The organism is Polaribacter litoreus (assembly GCF_054584775.1).
Genome location: NZ_JBTLRD010000002.1, coordinates 87,712 through 106,746, shown reverse-complemented (window position 1 = coordinate 106,746; position 19,035 = coordinate 87,712). Strand labels below are relative to the sequence as shown.

At 31.5% G+C, this 19,035-nt stretch carries 18 protein-coding genes, 1 tRNA gene and 1 pseudogene; 10 read left to right on the top strand and 10 right to left on the bottom strand.

The genetic code is table 11. The features are described from left to right. Positions 1-229: 229 nt before the first annotated feature. Positions 230-580: pseudogene (locus ACW9UN_RS01690) on the top strand (IS982 family transposase); the annotation flags it as partial. A 116-nt stretch (positions 581-696) separates the two neighbouring features. Here the strand turns inward: ACW9UN_RS01690 and ACW9UN_RS01685 are convergent. The 4 genes from ACW9UN_RS01685 to ACW9UN_RS01670 all read right to left on the bottom strand — a co-directional run bounded on the left by ACW9UN_RS01685 (position 697) and on the right by ACW9UN_RS01670 (position 2,006). Then, positions 697-767: transfer RNA gene (locus ACW9UN_RS01685), tRNA-Cys, on the bottom strand. A 59-nt stretch (positions 768-826) separates the two neighbouring features. Continuing rightward, complete coding sequence (gene folB, locus ACW9UN_RS01680; protein WP_459483309.1) at positions 827-1,183, bottom strand: dihydroneopterin aldolase; 357 nt, start codon at positions 1,181-1,183, stop codon at positions 827-829. 49 nt (positions 1,184-1,232) lie between these two features. Then, positions 1,233-1,643 carry a DUF2452 domain-containing protein gene (locus tag ACW9UN_RS01675; protein ID WP_459483307.1) on the bottom strand — a complete coding sequence of 137 codons (411 nt, stop codon included), beginning with the start codon at positions 1,641-1,643 and terminating at the stop codon, positions 1,233-1,235. Positions 1,644-1,790: 147 nt separating this feature from the next. Further along, positions 1,791-2,006, bottom strand: a complete 216-nt coding sequence (locus ACW9UN_RS01670; RefSeq protein WP_459483305.1) for a zinc ribbon domain-containing protein — start codon at positions 2,004-2,006, stop codon at positions 1,791-1,793. A 252-nt stretch (positions 2,007-2,258) separates the two neighbouring features. Here ACW9UN_RS01670 and ACW9UN_RS01665 point away from each other — a divergent pair, with 252 nt between their 5' ends. The 6 genes from ACW9UN_RS01665 (at position 2,259) to ACW9UN_RS01640 (ending at position 9,446) form a co-directional block, all read left to right on the top strand. Beyond that, positions 2,259-3,944: a glutamine--tRNA ligase/YqeY domain fusion protein gene (locus tag ACW9UN_RS01665; protein ID WP_459483304.1), complete on the top strand. Its 1,686-nt coding sequence runs from the start codon at positions 2,259-2,261 to the stop codon at positions 3,942-3,944. Between the two features lie 23 nt (positions 3,945-3,967). After that, positions 3,968-4,222, top strand: a complete 255-nt coding sequence (locus ACW9UN_RS01660; RefSeq protein ID WP_459483302.1) for a hypothetical protein — start codon at positions 3,968-3,970, stop codon at positions 4,220-4,222. A 150-nt stretch (positions 4,223-4,372) separates the two neighbouring features. Then, positions 4,373-5,215 (top strand): MBL fold metallo-hydrolase, encoded by an 843-nt coding sequence (locus ACW9UN_RS01655; protein ID WP_459483300.1) that lies wholly within the window; start codon positions 4,373-4,375, stop codon positions 5,213-5,215. Positions 5,216-5,228: 13 nt separating this feature from the next. Beyond that, entirely contained in the window at positions 5,229-6,941 is a 1,713-nt protein-coding gene (locus ACW9UN_RS01650) for a S8 family peptidase (protein ID WP_459483298.1), read from the top strand. Positions 6,942-6,996: 55 nt separating this feature from the next. Beyond that, entirely contained in the window at positions 6,997-8,850 is a 1,854-nt protein-coding gene (locus ACW9UN_RS01645) for a M1 family metallopeptidase (protein WP_459483296.1), read from the top strand. A gap of 80 nt (positions 8,851-8,930) precedes the next feature. After that, positions 8,931-9,446 carry a hypothetical protein gene (locus tag ACW9UN_RS01640; RefSeq protein WP_518525012.1) on the top strand — a complete coding sequence of 172 codons (516 nt, stop codon included), beginning with the start codon at positions 8,931-8,933 and terminating at the stop codon, positions 9,444-9,446. Positions 9,447-9,453: 7 nt separating this feature from the next. On the opposite strand, the gene ACW9UN_RS01635 is transcribed toward ACW9UN_RS01640, so the two are convergent. From ACW9UN_RS01635 to pflB, 6 genes are all read right to left on the bottom strand, one after another. Next, positions 9,454-10,122, bottom strand: a complete 669-nt coding sequence (locus tag ACW9UN_RS01635) for a LysE family translocator (RefSeq protein WP_459483295.1) — start codon at positions 10,120-10,122, stop codon at positions 9,454-9,456. A gap of 89 nt (positions 10,123-10,211) precedes the next feature. After that, positions 10,212-11,255, bottom strand: coding sequence for a 2Fe-2S iron-sulfur cluster-binding protein (locus ACW9UN_RS01630; RefSeq protein ID WP_459483293.1), 1,044 nt, complete (start codon positions 11,253-11,255; stop codon positions 10,212-10,214). A gap of 99 nt (positions 11,256-11,354) precedes the next feature. Then, positions 11,355-12,344, bottom strand: a complete 990-nt coding sequence (locus tag ACW9UN_RS01625) for an aspartate-semialdehyde dehydrogenase (protein WP_459483291.1) — start codon at positions 12,342-12,344, stop codon at positions 11,355-11,357. 153 nt (positions 12,345-12,497) lie between these two features. Next, on the bottom strand, positions 12,498-14,000 hold the full coding sequence (locus tag ACW9UN_RS01620) for a DUF3360 family protein (RefSeq protein WP_459483289.1): 1,503 nt from the start codon (positions 13,998-14,000) through the stop codon (positions 12,498-12,500). A gap of 29 nt (positions 14,001-14,029) precedes the next feature. Next, a complete protein-coding gene (pflA, locus tag ACW9UN_RS01615; protein ID WP_459483596.1) occupies positions 14,030-14,743 on the bottom strand; it encodes a pyruvate formate-lyase-activating protein in 714 nt (237 codons plus the stop codon). Between the two features lie 163 nt (positions 14,744-14,906). After that, on the bottom strand, positions 14,907-17,162 hold the full coding sequence (gene pflB / locus ACW9UN_RS01610) for a formate C-acetyltransferase (RefSeq protein WP_459483287.1): 2,256 nt from the start codon (positions 17,160-17,162) through the stop codon (positions 14,907-14,909). A 266-nt stretch (positions 17,163-17,428) separates the two neighbouring features. Here pflB and trhO point away from each other — a divergent pair, with 266 nt between their 5' ends. From trhO to ACW9UN_RS01595, 3 genes are read left to right on the top strand one after another with little or no spacing between them, the layout of a single operon-like run. After that, a complete protein-coding gene (gene trhO, locus ACW9UN_RS01605; RefSeq protein WP_459483285.1) occupies positions 17,429-18,460 on the top strand; it encodes an oxygen-dependent tRNA uridine(34) hydroxylase TrhO in 1,032 nt (343 codons plus the stop codon). A gap of 43 nt (positions 18,461-18,503) precedes the next feature. Then, complete coding sequence (locus ACW9UN_RS01600; RefSeq protein WP_459483283.1) at positions 18,504-18,752, top strand: type II toxin-antitoxin system Phd/YefM family antitoxin; 249 nt, start codon at positions 18,504-18,506, stop codon at positions 18,750-18,752. Next, complete coding sequence (locus tag ACW9UN_RS01595) at positions 18,753-19,013, top strand: Txe/YoeB family addiction module toxin (protein WP_459483281.1); 261 nt, start codon at positions 18,753-18,755, stop codon at positions 19,011-19,013. Positions 19,014-19,035: the final 22 nt, after the last annotated feature.

Sequence of the window (19,035 nt, the reverse complement as noted above, 5' to 3'; positions counted from 1 at the left end):
TAATATGTCATTTAAGCACGCAAATTGGTATTAGATTCATTTAAAGAAAATACTAGAACTTTTAATTTTTCAAACTCTTCAACAAAATTATCGTTGCTAGATTCAAGTTCTGTAAGTATATAAAAACCTGAGTTCGATTAATTTTTAGATAAATTTTATTAGTAAAAAAGATAGATTTTTTAGTAAATTAAAGTTCTGAATTTCAATTCATTAATCTAAAAACCTATTTATGTATTGTTACTCTAAAATTACGGATTTATTTTGTATTGTTGATGAATTTTGTAAAGAATACGACCAAATAGTTGATAAATCACTACTTGGTAATATTTCAAAGCGACCACCTAGAATGTCAAAAAGTGAAGTAATTACTATTGCAGTGCTTTTTCATTTAAGCGGATTTAGAACCTTTAAACACTTCTATATTTATTACGTTTAGAAGCATATGCAAAGTGAATTTCCTCAAACCGTTTCCTAAAATAGATTTACAGAACTTATGCAGTCTAATTTGATCCCATTGAAAATTCTTACTAAAAAACATTATATTAGAGCCCGATGTCTTTTCAAAATCACAAAAATATCAAGACCTTAAAAAGTTGTTTTTTGTATTTGATCTAAAATGTGGGCAATGAAGTGGATAATATTAGAAATAACAAAACCCCAACTTGATAATTGTTAGGGTTTTGTATTTTAATTTCGAGGTGTCTAGCGGATTCGAACCGCTGTACATGGTTTTGCAAACCATTGCCTAGCCACTCGGCCAAGACACCCTTTTCTATCGGTTTGCAAATTTACGTTTTTTTATAACTATTGCAAGCATTTTTTTAAATTATCGCTTTTTAGTTAAAATAATAACCACTTCTTCGACATTTCCTCCAATTGGTGGGTTAATTTTAGAAACACAAACTCGTGCTTTTTTAATCATTGCTATTTCTTTAAAAAAACGATTTAAAATTCGTTGTGCAACTTCTTCTAGTAATTTAGAACGAATAGCCATTTCTTCTTTTACAATCTTATTTAAACGCACATAATCTACAGTATCTTTTAAATCATCAGTTTTAGCCGATTTTTGTAAGTCTGCCTTTACCTTAACGTCTACTCTATACCAAGAACCAATTTTAGCTTCTTCTTCTAAACAACCGTGAAAAGCGTATAATTTAATATTATTGACTTTTATGATACCCATTCTACTATTTTTAAGCCTTACCTTTTTTAAAACCTTTAAGGTCTTGTAATTATTTTTCTACTTTTTCCCACATTTTGTCAGAGTTTAACCTGAATGATCCTAAATGTTTAAAACTACATTGTTCTGGTGCAATTATAGATAAGAAAGATTCGTTTTTTTTGTTGTTATACAAATGATAGGTTTCACCAATATTAGGTTCGAAACTAAATTTAGCATTGTACACCAAATCGTTGTATTGAAACTTTTGCATCAACTCTTCATATTGTTGCTTAACTTCATCAAATTTAGACTTAAACTGTTTGTTTACACGCTGAATTCCATCATTTTTCCAACTAGCAGTGTTCAAAGGTTGTATAACTGGTGAACTTGCCGAAGTTCCGTAAGGTTTTAAAGCGGCATCATACTGTTGGTTTTCTTCATTAAAAACGACCAAATCTGGTTTTTTTGCTTCTTTCTTCATACCGCAAAAATACGATAATAAATACCCTTCAATTTATTTTTTTTGAAAACTTTAACGGCTGTTCTCATCGCAATTACCAACAAGGATTGAAAAAAAGTAGTCTATATTTTAAAAACAGATGGCTTTACTTTATTTATAAACAGATTATTAATTCGTAAAAAAATCAAAAACATTACTTATAGCACTTGTTTTTGTTTTGTAAAATTCTGTATAAGTACATCTTTCGCAAGTAACACTTGTGAATTTTTGATTCTGAATATCAAAAATTTTAGATAATGTTCCTCCAGTTGCTCGCATTTGTCCTAATTTATAGCTATTATTATTGCATTTCGGACAGGTATAATTTTGTATTTGATTGCTCATAATTTGTTCTTATATAATTAATTAGTAGCTTATTTTTAAAAATGTTACATTTAATAGAAAAAATAGGATATTATTTACAAATTGCGTTAGGGATTGCAGTGGAAAACCCACAGCGAAGAATGAGCGAGGATTTGTAACGTAAAGCCCGCTCGAACGCCCAAATAAACCATATTATTTATGTAATTTTGCATTTCGAATTTGTATTTAAGATACTTTTTTGATTTTACCAAACTGTACTTTAAAGTTACTTTTATGTCTGAAGAAAATAAATCGCTCAATTTTATAGAGCATATAATAGAAGATGATTTGGCTAACGGAATGCCAAAAGATGAATTGCGTTTTCGGTTTCCGCCAGAACCTAATGGCTATTTGCACATTGGGCACACCAAAGCCATTGGAATTAGTTTTGGATTAGGTGAAAAATATAATGCACCAGTAAATTTGCGTTTTGATGATACAAACCCTGCCAAAGAAGAACAAGAATATGTAGATGCCATTAAACGTGATATTACTTGGTTGGGTTATACTTGGGCCAACGAATGTTATTCGTCAGATTATTTTCAACAATTGTATGACTGGGCTGTTTTATTGATAAAAGATGGCAAAGCGTATGTAGATTCGCAAACTTCTGAAGAAATGAGAATTCAAAAAGGAACACCAACAGAAGCGGGTACAAATAGTCCTTACAGAAATAGAACTGTAGCAGAAAATTTGGAGCTGTTTCAAGCAATGAAAGCTGGAAAATTTAAAGAAGGTGAACATACCTTACGCGCAAAAATTGATATGAAATCTCCCAACATGCTAATGAGAGATCCTTTAATGTATAGAATCATGTACAAAAGCCATCATAGAACTGGAGACGATTGGTGTATTTACCCAATGTACGATTGGACGCATGGTGAGAGTGATTATATTGAACAAATTTCACATTCGTTGTGTTCTTTAGAGTTTAAGCCACACAGAGAATTGTACAATTGGTTTCGTGATCATGTATATACGTACAGTTCATCTACTTTGCCTTTACCACCAAAACAAAGAGAATTTTCGCGTTTAAACTTAAGTTACACCATTATGAGTAAACGTAAGTTATTAAAACTAGTAGAAGATAATATTGTTTCTGGTTGGGATGATCCAAGAATGCCAACCATATCTGGTTTAAGAAGACGTGGGTACACACCTGCATCAATTAGAAGTTTTGTAGAAACTGTTGGGGTTTCTAAACGAGAAAATGTAATTGATGTGGCTTTATTAGAGTTTAAAATTCGTGAAGATTTAAATAAAACAGCACCAAGAGTAATGGGGGTTTTAGACCCTGTAAAAGTGGTCATTACCAATTATCCTGAAGGAGAGGAAGAACTTTTAGAGGCTAGTTATAATGATTATGAAGATGGTTTTGGAAGTAGAAAAGTACCTTTTTCTCGTGAAATTTATATAGAAAAAGAAGATTTTAGAGAACAGGCCAATAAGAAGTTTTTTAGATTGAAATTAGGGAAGGAAGTGCGTCTAAAAAATGCTTATTTTATTACAGCAAATAGTTGTACCAAAGATGCTGATGGAAACATTACAGAAATACAATGTACTTACGATCCATTAACAAAATCTGGTAGTGGTACTCCAGAAAGCATGCGAAAAGTAAAAGGTACTTTGCATTGGGTATCTGTAAAACATGCTGTAAAGGCAGAAGTAAGAGCTTATGACAGGTTGTTTTTAGATGAAGCGCCAGATGCTCATAAAGATAAGGATTATATGGAGTTTATAAATCCGAATTCTTTACAGATTATTAATGCTTTTGTAGAACCGAGTTTGAAAACCGCAAAAATTGGTGAACGTTTCCAATTTCAACGTTTGGGGTATTTTAATGTTGATGATGATTCTACAGCAACACATTTAGTTTTTAATAAAACCGTTGGTTTGCGTGATTCTTGGTCAAAAAAATAGATAATTTTACATTTAAAAAAGGTATGAATACAAATAGTTTTAAAAATAAAACCCCCAAAGAATTAGAAGACACTTTAAAGATTTTAAAAATCCTTGCTATTTCTTTATCCTTGGTAATATTCTTGTTGTTTTCTATTTGTATTTACGGCGTAATCACTAAAGAAAATAATACCACGTTCATCGCTTTATTTGTGGTGGGTGTTTCTTGTGGTGCCATGTTGCCTTTGCAAATTTCTTCAATGAATAAAATTAAATCCGAAATTAAATCTAGAAAATAATAGTACTTCAAAACATCTAGTGGCATTGCTAAGCATAAAAAGAGGAACCGTTCCTTTTCTAAAACCATTTATAAAAGCACTTTAAAATTTTCTTAACGTAAAATCATCATTTTTTTAACATCTTTGTAACCTTTACATAAATAAAAAAATATGAAAATATATTCTATAGAAACAGGAAATTTTAAGTTAGATGGTGGTGCAATGTTTGGTGTTGTTCCAAAATCTATTTGGCAAAAAACAAATCCTGCAGACGCTAATAATATGATTGACATGACCATGCGATCAATGCTAATTGAAGATGGCAATCGTTTAATTTTAGTAGATACTGGTTTGGGAAATAAACAATCAGATAAATTTTACAGTTATTACTATTTATTTGGCGATTTTTCTTTAGATACATCACTTAAAAAATATGGTTTTCATAGAGATGATATTACAGATGTTTTTTTAACTCATTTACACTTTGACCATTGTGGAGGAGTTATCAAAAAAAATAAAAATGGCTTATTAGTACCCGCTTTTAAAAATGCAAAAGTTTGGAGTAATGATAAACATTGGCATTGGGCAACAGTACCAAATCCAAGAGAAAAAGCATCTTTTTTAAAAGAAAATATAAATCCTATAAAAGAAAGTGGCCAGTTAGAGTTTATTCATAGCAATTACAAAGATCAAATTGGTTTTGATGTGTTGTTTATGGATGGTCATACAGAAAAACAAATGCTGCCAAAAATCACCTATCAAGATAAAACTATTGTGTTTATGGCAGATTTATTACCCACTATTGGGCATATACCATTGCCGTATGTAATGGGCTTTGACACAAGACCTTTACTAACCCTTAAAGAAAAAGCTGCCTTTTTAGATTGGGCTGCTGATGAAGGATTTTACTTGTTTTTAGAACACGATGCCCATAACGAAATCTGTACCGTAAAACACACAGAAAAAGGAGTAAGATTAAATACGACACACCAATTTTCAGAAATTTTTAATTAAGAGAAGTAGATAAATGAAGCATATACAAGCAACAATTTTTAGTGCTGTATTAGCACTTGTATTTGTGGGATGTAAATCCACCCAAATAGCAGTAAAAGCACCAACTTTTGACAAAGTAATTTTAACCCCTGCAAAAAAAGGGAGTTTAACAAAAAAAGAACTTAAAACGTGGTCTCACTTAGATATTACCAAAGATTCTATTGCAGGAATGAGCTTAGCAAAAGCCTACAAGTTTTTAGAGGGTAAAAAAGCAAATCCGGTAATTGTAGCTATTGCAGACTCTGGAATAGACATAGAGCATGAAGATTTAAAAGAGGTACTTTGGATAAATGCTGATGAAATAGAAGGCAATAATAAAGATGATGATAATAATGGTTATGTTGATGATATTTATGGCTGGAACTTTCTAGGAAATGCTGCAGGAGATAACGTAACTATAGATCAATTAGAAATTACCAGAATCGTTAAACGAGGTAGAGATAAATTTGGTGATAAAAAAGCATCAGAAATTGATAAAGAAAACCAAAAAGATTACGAGCAGTACTTGAAAATGAATCAAGAATACAAAGCTACATTAGTTGAAAAAAATACCGAAATTCAACAAATGGAGGAAACACTATACAACTTAAAACAGGTTCAGGTAAACTTTGATGCGGTAAAAAAAATGGCTAAAACAGATAGCTTAACTTTAGAAATCGTTCAAAAATTAGACCCCCCAAGTTTACAAGGTATTATGCAAAAACAGCATATAGAAGGCATCTTAAAACAAGGCATGAATGAGGCAGATTTATTAGATTATAAAAATCAAGTAGAAAACTATACCAAAGAAATTAAAAAAGCCATGAAAGGCTATGATTTAGATATGAATTATCGTCAATCTTTGGGTGATGATTTGTATGATATTTCTGATAAATTTTACGGGAACAGCAATGTTATAGGCGATAAAGAATCTGCAAAACATGGTACACATGTTGGCGGTATTGTGGCAGCTTCTAGAACCAATAATTTAGGCGCAGTTGGTGTGGCAAATAATGTAAAATTAATGACTGTAAGAATTGTACCAGATGGAGATGAGCATGATAAAGATGTGGCTTTAGGTATACGATATGCTGTAGATAATGACGCAAAAATTATCAATACAAGTTTTGGAAAACGTTTTTCGCCAAATAAACAATGGGTTTATGACGCACTTAAATATGCAGCAGAAAAAGATGTATTGATTGTAAACGCAGCTGGAAATGATGGAAAAAATATCGATGTTCGAAACAGTTTTCCATCAGATTCAAAAGATTTATTAACCGAGTTTGTAGATAATGTAATTACTATTGGGGCAAGTAGTTTGCACTATGATAAACAATTGCCAGCCAATTTCTCTAATTATGGTAAAATTAATGTAGATGTTTTTGCGCCTGGTGTAGATATATATTCAACAACACCTAACAACCAATACGAACCTTTAAGTGGTACATCTATGGCAGCGCCTTCTACAGCTGGAGTAGCAGCTTTAATTCGTGGTTATTATCCAAATTTATCAGCAAAAGAAGTAAAATATATTTTAATGAGTTCTGGAGTAAAAATTAACTTTGAGGTGATTCAACCAGGTTCTCAAAATGAAAAAAATCCAGATGGTAAAATGATTCCTTTTTCTGAATTATCAGTTTCTGGTAGAATTATAAATGCATACAATGCATTACAATTAGCAGATTACTTATCAAATAAAAAATAAAATAGGTTTATTTTTACAAGATGTTTCCTATTTTTATATCAAATTAAAATTTATAATGAAAAAATCTTTCTTTTTAACACTTTCAGTAGTTTTATTATTCTCTTGTGCACAAACCAAAGAGGTAAAGTATATCGAAAAAAATGTTTCGTCAACTATTACCAATAGTTACTGGCAACAGCATATAAATTATACTATGGATATTGATATGAATGTAAATAATTATCAATATAAAGGAAAACAAAAAGTAGTATATACCAACAATTCTCCTGATGAGTTAACCAAAGTATTTTATCATTTATATTTTAATGCATTTCAGCCAGGTTCTCAAATGGATATTCGTTCTTTAAATATTCAAGATCCAAGCAGCAAAATTGGTGATAAAATCGGCAAATTAAAACCAAGTGAAATCGGCTACATCAAAGTAAATTCTTTACAACAAAATGGTGCTGATGTAGCTTACGAAACTGTAGGTACAATTTTAGAAGTAACTTTAAATACACCAATAAAAACGGGAGAGAGTGTAACTTTTGATATGCTTTTTGACGCACAAGTACCAAAACAAATAAGAAGATCAGGTAGAAATAGTGCAGAGGGTGTGGCTTTATCAATGAGCCAGTGGTATCCTAAAATGGCTGAGTACGATTTTCAAGGATGGCACACACCACCTTACATTGCAAGAGAATTTCATGGAGTTTGGGGAGATTTTGATGTAACTCTTCATATAGACAAAAATTATGTAGTTGGTGGTACAGGCTATTTACAAAATCCACAAGAAGTAGGCTATAATTATGAAGATAAAACCAAACCTTTAAATTTGCCAAAAGGCGATAAATTAACTTGGCATTTTAAAGCACCCAATGTACACGATTTTATGTGGGCTGCTGATCCAGACTATAATCACGATGTTCTAGAAATGCCTAATGGTCCTACTTTACACTTCTTATACAAGAAAACATTAAAACCAAATTATTTAGCGAATTGGAAAAAGTTACAACCAAAAACCGCTGAATTAATGACATATTATTCTAAAAACGTGGGGCAATATCCTTACAAACAATATTCTGTGATTCAGGGTGGAGATGGTGGTATGGAATACGCAATGTCCACACTAGTTACTGGAGAGCGTAAATTTGGGAGCCTTTTTGGAGTAACTGCTCACGAAATGGCGCATACTTGGTTTCAATTCTTGTTAGCTTCTAATGAGAGTTTACATCCTTGGATGGATGAAGGCTTTACGTCTTATATTTCTGGAAAAGCTTCTTACGATATTATGCAAGGAGGAGATAAAAACCCAAATGCTGGTCCTTACCGAGCTTATAATTATCTTGTAAATACGGGTACAGAAGAAGTGTTGTCTACACACGCAGATAGGTATCATACAAACAGAGCGTACAGTATAGGTAGCTATGTAAAAGGGAGTATGTTTTTATCTCAATTAGAGTATGTAATTGGTTCGGATAATGTTGCTAAAGGATTAAGAAAATACTTTAACGATTTTAGTTTTAAACACCCAACACCAAATGATATTAAACGCTCTATGGAAAAAGTTTCGGGGATTCATTTAGATTGGTATTTAAACGAGTGGACACAAACAACTCATACTATTGATTACGGAATTAAATCTGTTGATGGTAAAAAAATTACTTTAGAGCGAATTGGTAAAATGCCAATGCCAATTGATTTAGAAGTTACCTATACAGATGGTACTAAAGAAAGTTTTAACATTCCATTACGAATGATGAGGGGTGTAAAACCAACATCTGCCACTATAATTGAAGATTGGGGTTGGGCTATGCCAACATATTCTTTTGAGACTTCTAAAAATATAAAATCTGTTGTTATTGATAAAGCCAATTTAATGGCAGATATCAATGCAGAAAATAACGCTTATGGAATAAAAAAAAATTAGGGCTTAGTTACAATTCATTTACAAAGTTTGTAAAAATTGGTGCAAAGCATGTGCTAAGATATTCATTATTAAACTATCTATTGTTTCTAATTGTATTAGTGGCTGTATTGCGTTTAAAAGATTGGAAAACAGTAGTAATATTAATATCTGTTTTATCCATAAGTTACCTGATAGCAATTTTGTTAGCAGTAATTAGTAGCGCCTCTTTTAATTTAGTTAGTCTTAAGCTTTTAATTCTATTTACCATTTTTTCATTAGCGGTTACTAAAATTTTTACTTTTAAAAGTAGGTATATCAAAATCAAAAAAGAGTATATCGTTTTAATAATAACAGCACTATTTGGTTTTTATAATGGTTTAGGATCATCGATAAATTTTATTCTAGAAATAGGTGCATTAACCAATAATACTATACCTGTTTTAGAAGTTTTCTTAGGCTTTAGTATTGCTTTGTACTCAATAGCTTTATTGCTAGTAACTGCTAATACAATTTTTTTTAACTACGTAAAAGTTGATAAATTTAAATGGCTTACAGGCTTATCTGTAATTATAATTTGTGTAACCGCAACAATTTTATCGAAACAAATTTTATACTAAAGTTACCTTAATTGATAAGTTCTTCTATTCTTTCATTAGGTATAAAACCTTTTAAAATTAAAAATACACCACATATTATTAATATGATGCCCATTATTTTTTTAATTCTAAAAATGATTACAGGGGTCATTTTGTTTTTCAGCTGTTTGGCTAAAAATATTTTACCTAAATCTGTAATAAAATAAGTTATAATAATTGCACCAAAATATGCGAAAATAGCTTGTTGATTCATGTTTAAACTAGGCCCTATAACCAAAACAGTACCTAACCAAAATGCTAAAACACCAATATTAATAAAGTTTAAAAAGTATCCCTTAAAAAAAAGCTTTATATAATTGTTTTTTACAATGGGTACTTCAATGGTCTTTGCAGAAGCTATAGCCTCTTTTTTATTTTCTTTATCAAAATAAGTAATTAATCCGTAGATAATAAGTACAAAACCACCAATAAAAAAAAGTCTAGGATCATCCTTAATTTTTTCTAACATAGATCTACTGCCATAATAAGCAATTAAAATAAAAGAAACATCACCAAAAATAACTCCTAAATTAAAGGTAATAGCTGCTTTAGCCCCTTTTAAAATACTGGTTTGAATTAGCATAAAAAAAACAGGGCCAATCATAAAAGACATAAAAAAACCAATAAGAATTGCGTTTTTAAAATCGTAGAAATCCATTATTTAAAAATACTATTTTTTCATTGAATTGTAAAAAAACAAAGGATGGAAGCACCATCCTTTACGTTTAAATATGTGTTTTTTAAAGATTAAACATCATCAAAATCTATGCTAATTTTTGCTGAAGTTGGGTGCGCTTGGCAAGTTAAAATAAAACCTTCTTCTACTTCGCTATCGGTTAAAATAGAATTTTTTGTCATTATTGCTTTACCCTCGGTAACTTTTGCCAAACAAGAACTACAAACTCCACCTTGACAAGAATAAGGAGGATCTAAATCGTTACGTAAAGTAGCTGCTAAAATATCGTCTGTTTGTGCCATTGTAAAGGTAGTTTCTTCATCATCTAATACTATCGTTATTTCGGTAGTACCTTCTTTAATTTCTGATGCAGCTTCTTTATCAACAGAAACAGTAAATAACTCAAAATGGATGTTTTCATCGCTAAAACCAGCTTCTTTTAAAGTATCAGAGACAGTATGAATCATTTCTTCTGGACCACATAGAAAAGCAGCATCAAAAGAGACTTCTTTGTATTTATTTTTGATAAAAAAATTGGTAAAAGGTTTATCTATTCTACCAAACAACATGTTTTCTTGACGTTCTCTACTACAAACAAACTCTAAATTAAAGTTGTCGTATTTTGAGTCTAAAGCTAATAATTCGTCATAGAAAATAGTATCTGCAACAGATTTATTTCCATACACTAAAGTGAATGTAGAAGAGGGTTGGTTTTCTAAAACTGTTTTTACCATTGATAAAATAGGCGTAATTCCAGAACCAGCTGCAAAACCAATGTAGTTTTTATTCGGTTCAGAATTAAGTAAAAAACGTCCTTCAGGAGCAGAAATTTCTATAGTATCACCTGCTTTTAAATCTGAAGTTGCGTACACAGAAAACGTTCCGTTTTCAACTGATTTTATGGCAACTCTAATATCACCACTTTTTGGAGTAGAACAAATAGAATATGCTCTTCGAACTTCTTTTCCATCCAATTCTTTTTGCAAAGTAATGTATTGACCTGCTGTGAAATTAAAGTCTGATTTTAAGTTTTCAGGTATGTCAAACAAAACAGAAACCGCATTAGCGGTTTCTTGTCTTATTTCTTTAATAGTTGTTTTGTAAAATGTTGCCATTTTATATTTTTTGTTTTTGGAAGTTTATTGATTTCTCGGCTACATTTAAATTTAATCAGAATGACTTATAATTTGCCATTTCAATCTTGTGGAGAAACCTTACACTAAATTCTTATCAATTAAATACTCTGCAATTTGCACAGTATTGGTAGCTGCACCTTTTCTGAGGTTATCAGCAACAATCCACAAATTTAAGGTATTTTTTTGAGATTCATCACGTCTAATTCGCCCAACAAAAACTTCGTCTTTATCATGTGCGTTTATTGGCATTGGATAAATGTTGTTTGCCAAGTCATCTTCTACAACTACTCCAGGTGTTTCGCTTAAAATTTGACGAACTTCAGTCAAATCAAAATCATTTTCAAATTGTACATTTACAGCCTCAGAATGTCCACCAGCTGTAGGAATGCGCACAGCAGTTGCTGTTACTGAAAAAGAATCGTCTCGTAAAATTTTCTTTGGTTCTTTAACCAATTTCATTTCTTCTTTGGTATAACCATTTTCTAAGAAAATATCGCAATGAGGCAATGCATTTCTACCTATTTTATGCGGATATGCCATTTCGCCATCTATGCCTGCCTCTTCGTTATCCAATTGTTGAACTGCTTTAACCCCAGTTCCAGAAACAGATTGATAGGTAGAAATAACTACACGTTTCATGGTGTACTTAGCATGTAAAGGCGCTAATGCCATTACCAGTTGAATGGTAGAACAGTTTGGGTTTGCAATGATTTTATCATCTGCAGTTAACACATCACCATTAATTTCTGGAACCACTAATTTTTTAGTAGGATCCATTCTCCAAGCAGAAGAATTGTCAATTACAGTGGTACCCACTTCTGCAAATTTAGGAGCCCATTCTAGAGAAGTATCACCTCCAGCAGAAAATAAAGCCACATCTGGTTTTAAGTTTACAGCATCTTGTAAGGTTACGATAGTATAATTATTTCCTTTGTATGATAATTTTTTTCCAGCAGATCTTTCCGAAGCTACAGGAATCAATTCCGTAATTGGTAAATTACGTTCTTCTAATACTTTTAACATTACTGTGCCAACCATTCCAGTGGCGCCAACTACAGCTATTTTCATCAGTTTATTATTTATAACATTTTAATTATGATGCAAAGATGATAACAAAATCAAAAGTAACCATCATTTTAAAAAATATTTACCAATATAATTCCTGATGTTTAATTTTTAACAAGTTGATATAATTTACAAACTCTTAAGCTTATTCTTTACTTAGAAAAAGGCATCTATACCGTAAATATTTTTAAACATACCAACAGATAAGACAGCAACAATGCAAATGACTAGAATGCTTAAAGGAATTATTAACCTATCTAATACACTTAAATTTTTTGGTCTTAATTTATCACCAATTAAACCATTATTATCTAAAAACATAGCAAAAGCCCATGCAATTACGGGGTTGGTTACCATAGCCATAAATATACAAATCCCTGCAGCTTGTGCAGAAGCACTTTCTTTTATCATTTGAATTCCGGCTTCAATCATTGGTAAAAATACACCTACTAAAAGTGCAATACACCTAACAGGTGGCCAAACTGCAACATCCATAGGGCTTCCTAAAACGGCTACAGCAATTACAATAATACCTAATAAAATAGCACCAGCAGGAATTGGTCTTTTTGCGATAGCAGCAGGAATTAAATACGTTCCCCAAGAAGAGGTAATATTTCCTCCACCAACAGCAGTACCTACCATTTGACGAATAGAACACATGGTCATAGTATCATCTACATCCATTAAAACTTTTTCGGTTTTTTTAGGATAATTCATTTCTTGAAAAATACGATGTCCTAAAAAATCTGGAGACCACATGGCAACAGCTAAAATGGCAAATGGTAAAGAAGCCACAAAATGCTGCGTGTTTGGTAAACCTAGCATCCAGCCTTCGTCTGTGCTGCCCCACCAATAAGCAGGATTTAAATTGGGTAATCCTATTTCTGTTGTAAACTGTAAATCGAAACCTGCACCACCAATTAAAGCAATTGCCAAAGCAGTAATAGCACAAGAAGGAATAGCTAGCCATCTTTTGTCTATTCTGGCTAAATAACTGTATAACAAAACCGTAACCGCTAAAATAACAAGCCCTAGATATCCTATTGAACCTAATTCTATAGAAGATGTGGTAAGCCCCATACTCCAATTTTGTATGGTTTTAATTTGGCTGAGAGCTCCAGAAAATCCTAAGAAAATTAGTAAACCACCAGCAACACCTTTACTCGTTAAATTTACTAAACGAGACCCACCTTTTAATAAGCTGAGTACTAACCCAAACACACCAATTAAAATAGCTAAGGCTAAAGGATGTGCACCAGCTAAAGCAATACTTGCAATTAATGGAATCATAGGGCCATGATTACCAGCTAAATTGGCTCTTGGATTAAAAAAACCAGAGGCTAGAATAACAAATAGAAATGCAGGGATAATCATTTCTACTCTAGAAACTTCTATAGCAAATTCTTTCCCTAAAGTAATATGATCCCAAGCATTAGTAAGGCCTTCAGCCCAAGCCATCATTACAGAAGAATACATGGCAATGATTCCTAAGGTTCCTGCTAATGCTGGTACTAAATCTTCCCATTCAAACTTAAAGTCTCTACCTGGAAGATTTAATTTAAACCTTCTGGGTTTCATGATTTTTAGTTCATTTTCTAAATATGCTGTTCTAGTTTTAAATTCTGAAGCAGGTTGATGTTCTTCTTTGTATGTTTTCATACGATATTTTTGGAAATAGGTTTAAAAAATCAATTGATTTTTACCTTTGTAAAGTAGTTACTTAAAATGTTTGAAGCTTCTTCTAATTCTTCTGCTGTATTTTCTCTAGCATCTTTTAATTCATATTCCCAGCCTAAAGCTTCCCATTTATGAATGCCTAATTTGTGGTAAGGTTGTAACTCTATTTGTTCAATAGAGGTATAGTCTTTAAAATAGTTACCTAATTGATGCAGTAATTCTGGGGTGTTTGTAATTTCTGGAATTAAAACATAACGCAGCCACATTTTTTTTCCAGATGCTTCTCTGTGTTTGGCAAAATTAAAGGTGGTTTCTTTATTTTGTTTTCCTGTGATTTTTCGAAAACCTTCTTCTGTCATGTGCTTAATGTCTAGCATCACCAAATCTGTATAGTTGTCTAGCAATTCCATCACTGGATGATTTAAAACACGACCATTAGTATCTAAATTGGTATGAATGCCTTCTTCTTTTAATCGTTTAAAAAAGGGAATTAAATTTTTAGCTTGTAAAACAGGTTCTCCACCAGAAACGGTTACTCCACCTTTGTCTCCAAAATAAGATTTCATGTTTACCGCTTTTTTAACCAGATCTTCTATATGCATTTCTTTGCCTCCATGCGTATCTATAGTGTCTGGATTATGGCAATATTGGCACTTTAATTTACAACCTTGTAAAAAAACAACCATTCGAATTCCTGGGCCATCATGTGTACCAAAAGACTCGATAGAATGTACGTTTAATATGTTTTCTTTTGTTTTGATAATAAAAATTTTTAATGAAAAGAAAGGGACTCAAAAAATACTTAAAATGTTTATACTTGTTGATAAACGAACTCTACAACGAGTAAATTTTATTTTTTGAATCCCTTTAAGAAAAATACATAAAAGACTACATAGACTCGTGGAACGAACGCGAAATAACTTCCATTTGTTGTTCTTTTGTTAATCTAATAAAATTAACAGCATATCCAGAAACCCTAATAGTTAATTGTGGGTGATTTTCTGGGTGTTCCATAGCATCTAATAAAGTTTCTTTGTCTAACACATTTACATTTAAGTGTTGTGCTCCATGATCAAAATAACCATTTAAGGCAGCTACTAAATTGTCTACTCTGTCTTCTTGGGTAGATCCTAAAGATTTAGGAACAATTGAGAACGTGTTAGAGATTCCGTCTTGAGAATCTTTATAATCAATTTTTGCAACAGAGTTTAAAGATGCAATTGCACCATTGGTATCTCTACCATGCATAGGGTTTGCTCCTGGTGCAAAAGGAATTCCTTTAGCTCTGCCATCTGGAGTTGCTCCTGTTTTCTTACCATATACTACATTAGAAGTGATGGTTAATACAGACATTGTTGGCTCTGCATCTTTATATACTTTTAACTTTTTCAATTCGTTGTTAAAATCTGCTACAGCATTGTGAGCAAAAACATCTACTCTATCATCATCATTACCATATTTAGGAAACTCACCATTAATTTCAAAATCTACAGTTAACCCCTCTTCATTTCTAATAGGTTTTACTGTTGCATATTTTATGGCTGATAAAGAATCTGCTACAATAGATAAACCTGCAATACCATAAGCAATATTAATATCTGGATTGGTATCAATTAACGCCATTTGTGCTTTTTCGTAGTAATATTTATCATGCATGTAGTGAATAATGTTCATGGCATCATTATATACTCTTGCCACTTCTGTCATGGCTACTTTAAAGTTTTTCATTACTTTATCAAAGTCTAACACTTCACAATCGCAAGGTTCAATACCTTTAACCATTTGTTTACCTGTTATTTCGCATCTACCTCCATTAATGGCTAATAACAAGGTTTTAGCTAAATTGGTTCTTGCTCCGAAAAACTGAATTTGTTTTCCAATTTCTTGGTAAGAAACACAACATGCAATTCCATAATCATCAGAACCTCTTAAGTTTCTCATTAAATCGTCATTTTCAAACTGAATTGAAGAGGTGTCAATAGATACTTTTGCACAGAAATTTTTAAAGTTTTGTGGTAATGTTGGCGACCATAATACTGTAATATTTGGTTCTGGTGATGGCCCTAAATTGTATAAGGTGTTTAAGAAACGGTATGCAGTTTTGGTTACTTTTGTTCTTCCATCGTTTAACATACCACCAATTGCTTCAGTAATCCAAGTTGGGTCTCCAGCAAAAATTTCATCATAGGCAGCCATACGTAAGTGACGTACCATTCTTAATTTCATCACAAATTGATCGATGTATTCTTGCGCTTCGTTTTCAGAGATAACGCCAGCTTCCAAATCTTTTTCAATAAAAATATCTAAAAAAGTTGATACATTACCTAAAGACATTGCTGCCCCATCTTGTTCTTTTACAGCTGCTAAATACGCCATGTAGGTCCATTGAACCGCTTCTTGAGCATTTTCTGCAGGACGATTTAACTCTAATCCATAATGATTACCCATCGTAATCATATCTTTTAACGCTCTTATTTGTTCAGAAACTTCTTCTCTTAAACGAATAACAGCATCTGTCATTGGCCCATCAATATTGTTAAGATCGCTTTGCTTGGTTTCAATCAATTTATCAATACCATATAACGCTACACGTCTGTAATCTCCAATAATTCTACCACGTGCATAATTATCTGGTAATCCTGTTAAAAATCCTAAAGAACGGAATTTACGAATCTCTGCATTATAGGCATCAAACACACCATCATTGTGCGTTTTTACGTATTTGGTAAATAATTCATTAATTTCTTCACTTGGTTTTAAGCCATGTTCTTGTAATGCTTTTTGGACTACTTTATAACCTCCAAAAGGTTTCATAGCTCTTTTTAGTAAGCCATCAGTTTGTAAACCAACAATAACTTCATTTTCTTTATCAATATAACCTGCACCAAAATTGGCAACACCAGAAATGGTTTCTGTATCTACAGAATGTAACCCGTTATTTTGTCGTTCTTGTTGTAATTCTTTTTTACAAACTTCCCAAAGTTTTTCCGTTTTTTGTGTTGGGCCAACTAAAAATTTATCATCTCCGTAATAAGGAGTAATATTTTTGAAAACAAAATCTCTAACATTGATTTTTGTGTTCCAAATTCCTTCTTTAAAATTGTTGTCTTGTGGTTTTTCTAAGGTGATTTCTTCTAATTGCATGACTTTATGTATTTAATGTTTTATGTATTTCTTAACTACACATCAAATTTAGGTGAGATAAGAATAATAAAACATGATAAAAGTTAGGTTTTATAATTTTTTAAGAAAACGTTTTAGTTGTGTTTATATTGATTTTTAGAAAGTTAAAATTGCATTATTGGTATTTTAAAGAATTACCTACATTTGCAAAAATTATTATTTAACCATTCTGAATTGCATTGCAATAAGCAATGTGTATAATTTCAGCTTAAAAAAATTAGTATAGCATGCAACTGTACAATAAATTAAGCGCGAAAGAACGTGCTGCTTTAATTGATGAGGCTGGTAAAGACCGACTCACAATTTCTTTTTATCAATATCATCATATCAAAAACCCTCAAATCCTTAGAGATAAATTATTTTTAGAGTGGAATGCTTTAGACGTTTTGGGTAGAATTTATGTGTCTTACGAAGGTATTAATGCACAATTATCTGTGCCTTCAGAAAATTTATACGCTTTAAAAGATCAATTAGATCGTATTGCTTTTTTAAAGGATATTCGCTTAAATATAGCTATAGAACAACACAATAAATCTTTCTTAAAGTTAAAAGTAAAAGTTAGAAATAAAATTGTGGCAGATGGTTTAAATGACGAAACTTTTGATGTTACTAATAAAGGTGTGCATTTAAATGCAAAAGAATTTAATGAAATGTTGGCAAATCCGGATACAGTTTGTGTAGATATGCGTAACCATTACGAAAGTGAAATTGGTCATTTTGATGGTGCTGTAACTCCTGATGTAGATACATTTAGAGATTCTTTAGATATTATTGAAGCCGATTTAAAAGATCATAAAGAAGATAAAAATTTATTGATGTATTGTACTGGCGGAATTCGTTGCGAAAAAGCATCAGCTTATTACAAACACAAAGGTTTTAAAAATGTGTTTCAGTTAGAAGGCGGAATTATAGAATACACACGTCAGGTAAAATCAGAAGGAATTGAAAATAAATTTATTGGTAAAAATTTTGTTTTTGATCATAGAAGAGCAGAGAAAATTTCTGATGATGTAATTGCCAATTGCCATCAATGTGGTAAGCCTTGCGATACACACACCAACTGTGCTAACGAAGGTTGCCATTTATTATTTATTCAGTGTGATGATTGCTCAGAAAAAATGGAAAACACCTGTTCTACAGATTGTCAAGAAATTATCCATTTGTCTTACGAAGAGCAAAAAGAACTACGAAAAGGCAAAGCCAATAGCAATAAGATTTTTAAGAAAGGGCGTTCTGAAGTTCTAAAATTCAAAAAATAAACACAAACGTACTTAAACAAGTTCTTTTTTATATATTTGAAGTATGGAAATAGTAAATTATACAGATTTTCGATCTAATTTAAAATATTGGTTCGATAAGGTTTTTAATGATGTTAGCGATGTTGTTATTAAACGTAAAGGAGGCAAAGACTTGGTTTTAATTTCACTAGATGAATATAACTCACTAAAAGAAACTACTTATTTACTTACGGGTAAAAACAGAGATGTTTTATTAAATTCTATTAAAGAATTAGAGGCTGATAAAGGGATAGAAAAAGAATTAAATGAATAGATGAAATTAATTTGGTCTATTTCTTCTTGGAATGATTACTTATACTGGCAAAAAGTTGATAAAAAACTTGTAAAACGAATTAATGAGCTTCTTAAAAGTTGTATGAGAACACCTTTTGAAGGTATTGGAAAGCCAGAAGCTTTAAAAGGAGATTTACAAGGTTATTGGTCTAGAAGAATAACATCTGAACATAGATTAGTATATAAATATGAAAATGAACAGTTATTTATTGCTGCTTGTCGATATCATTATGGGAAATAAAATCTTATTAAATAAAACTATA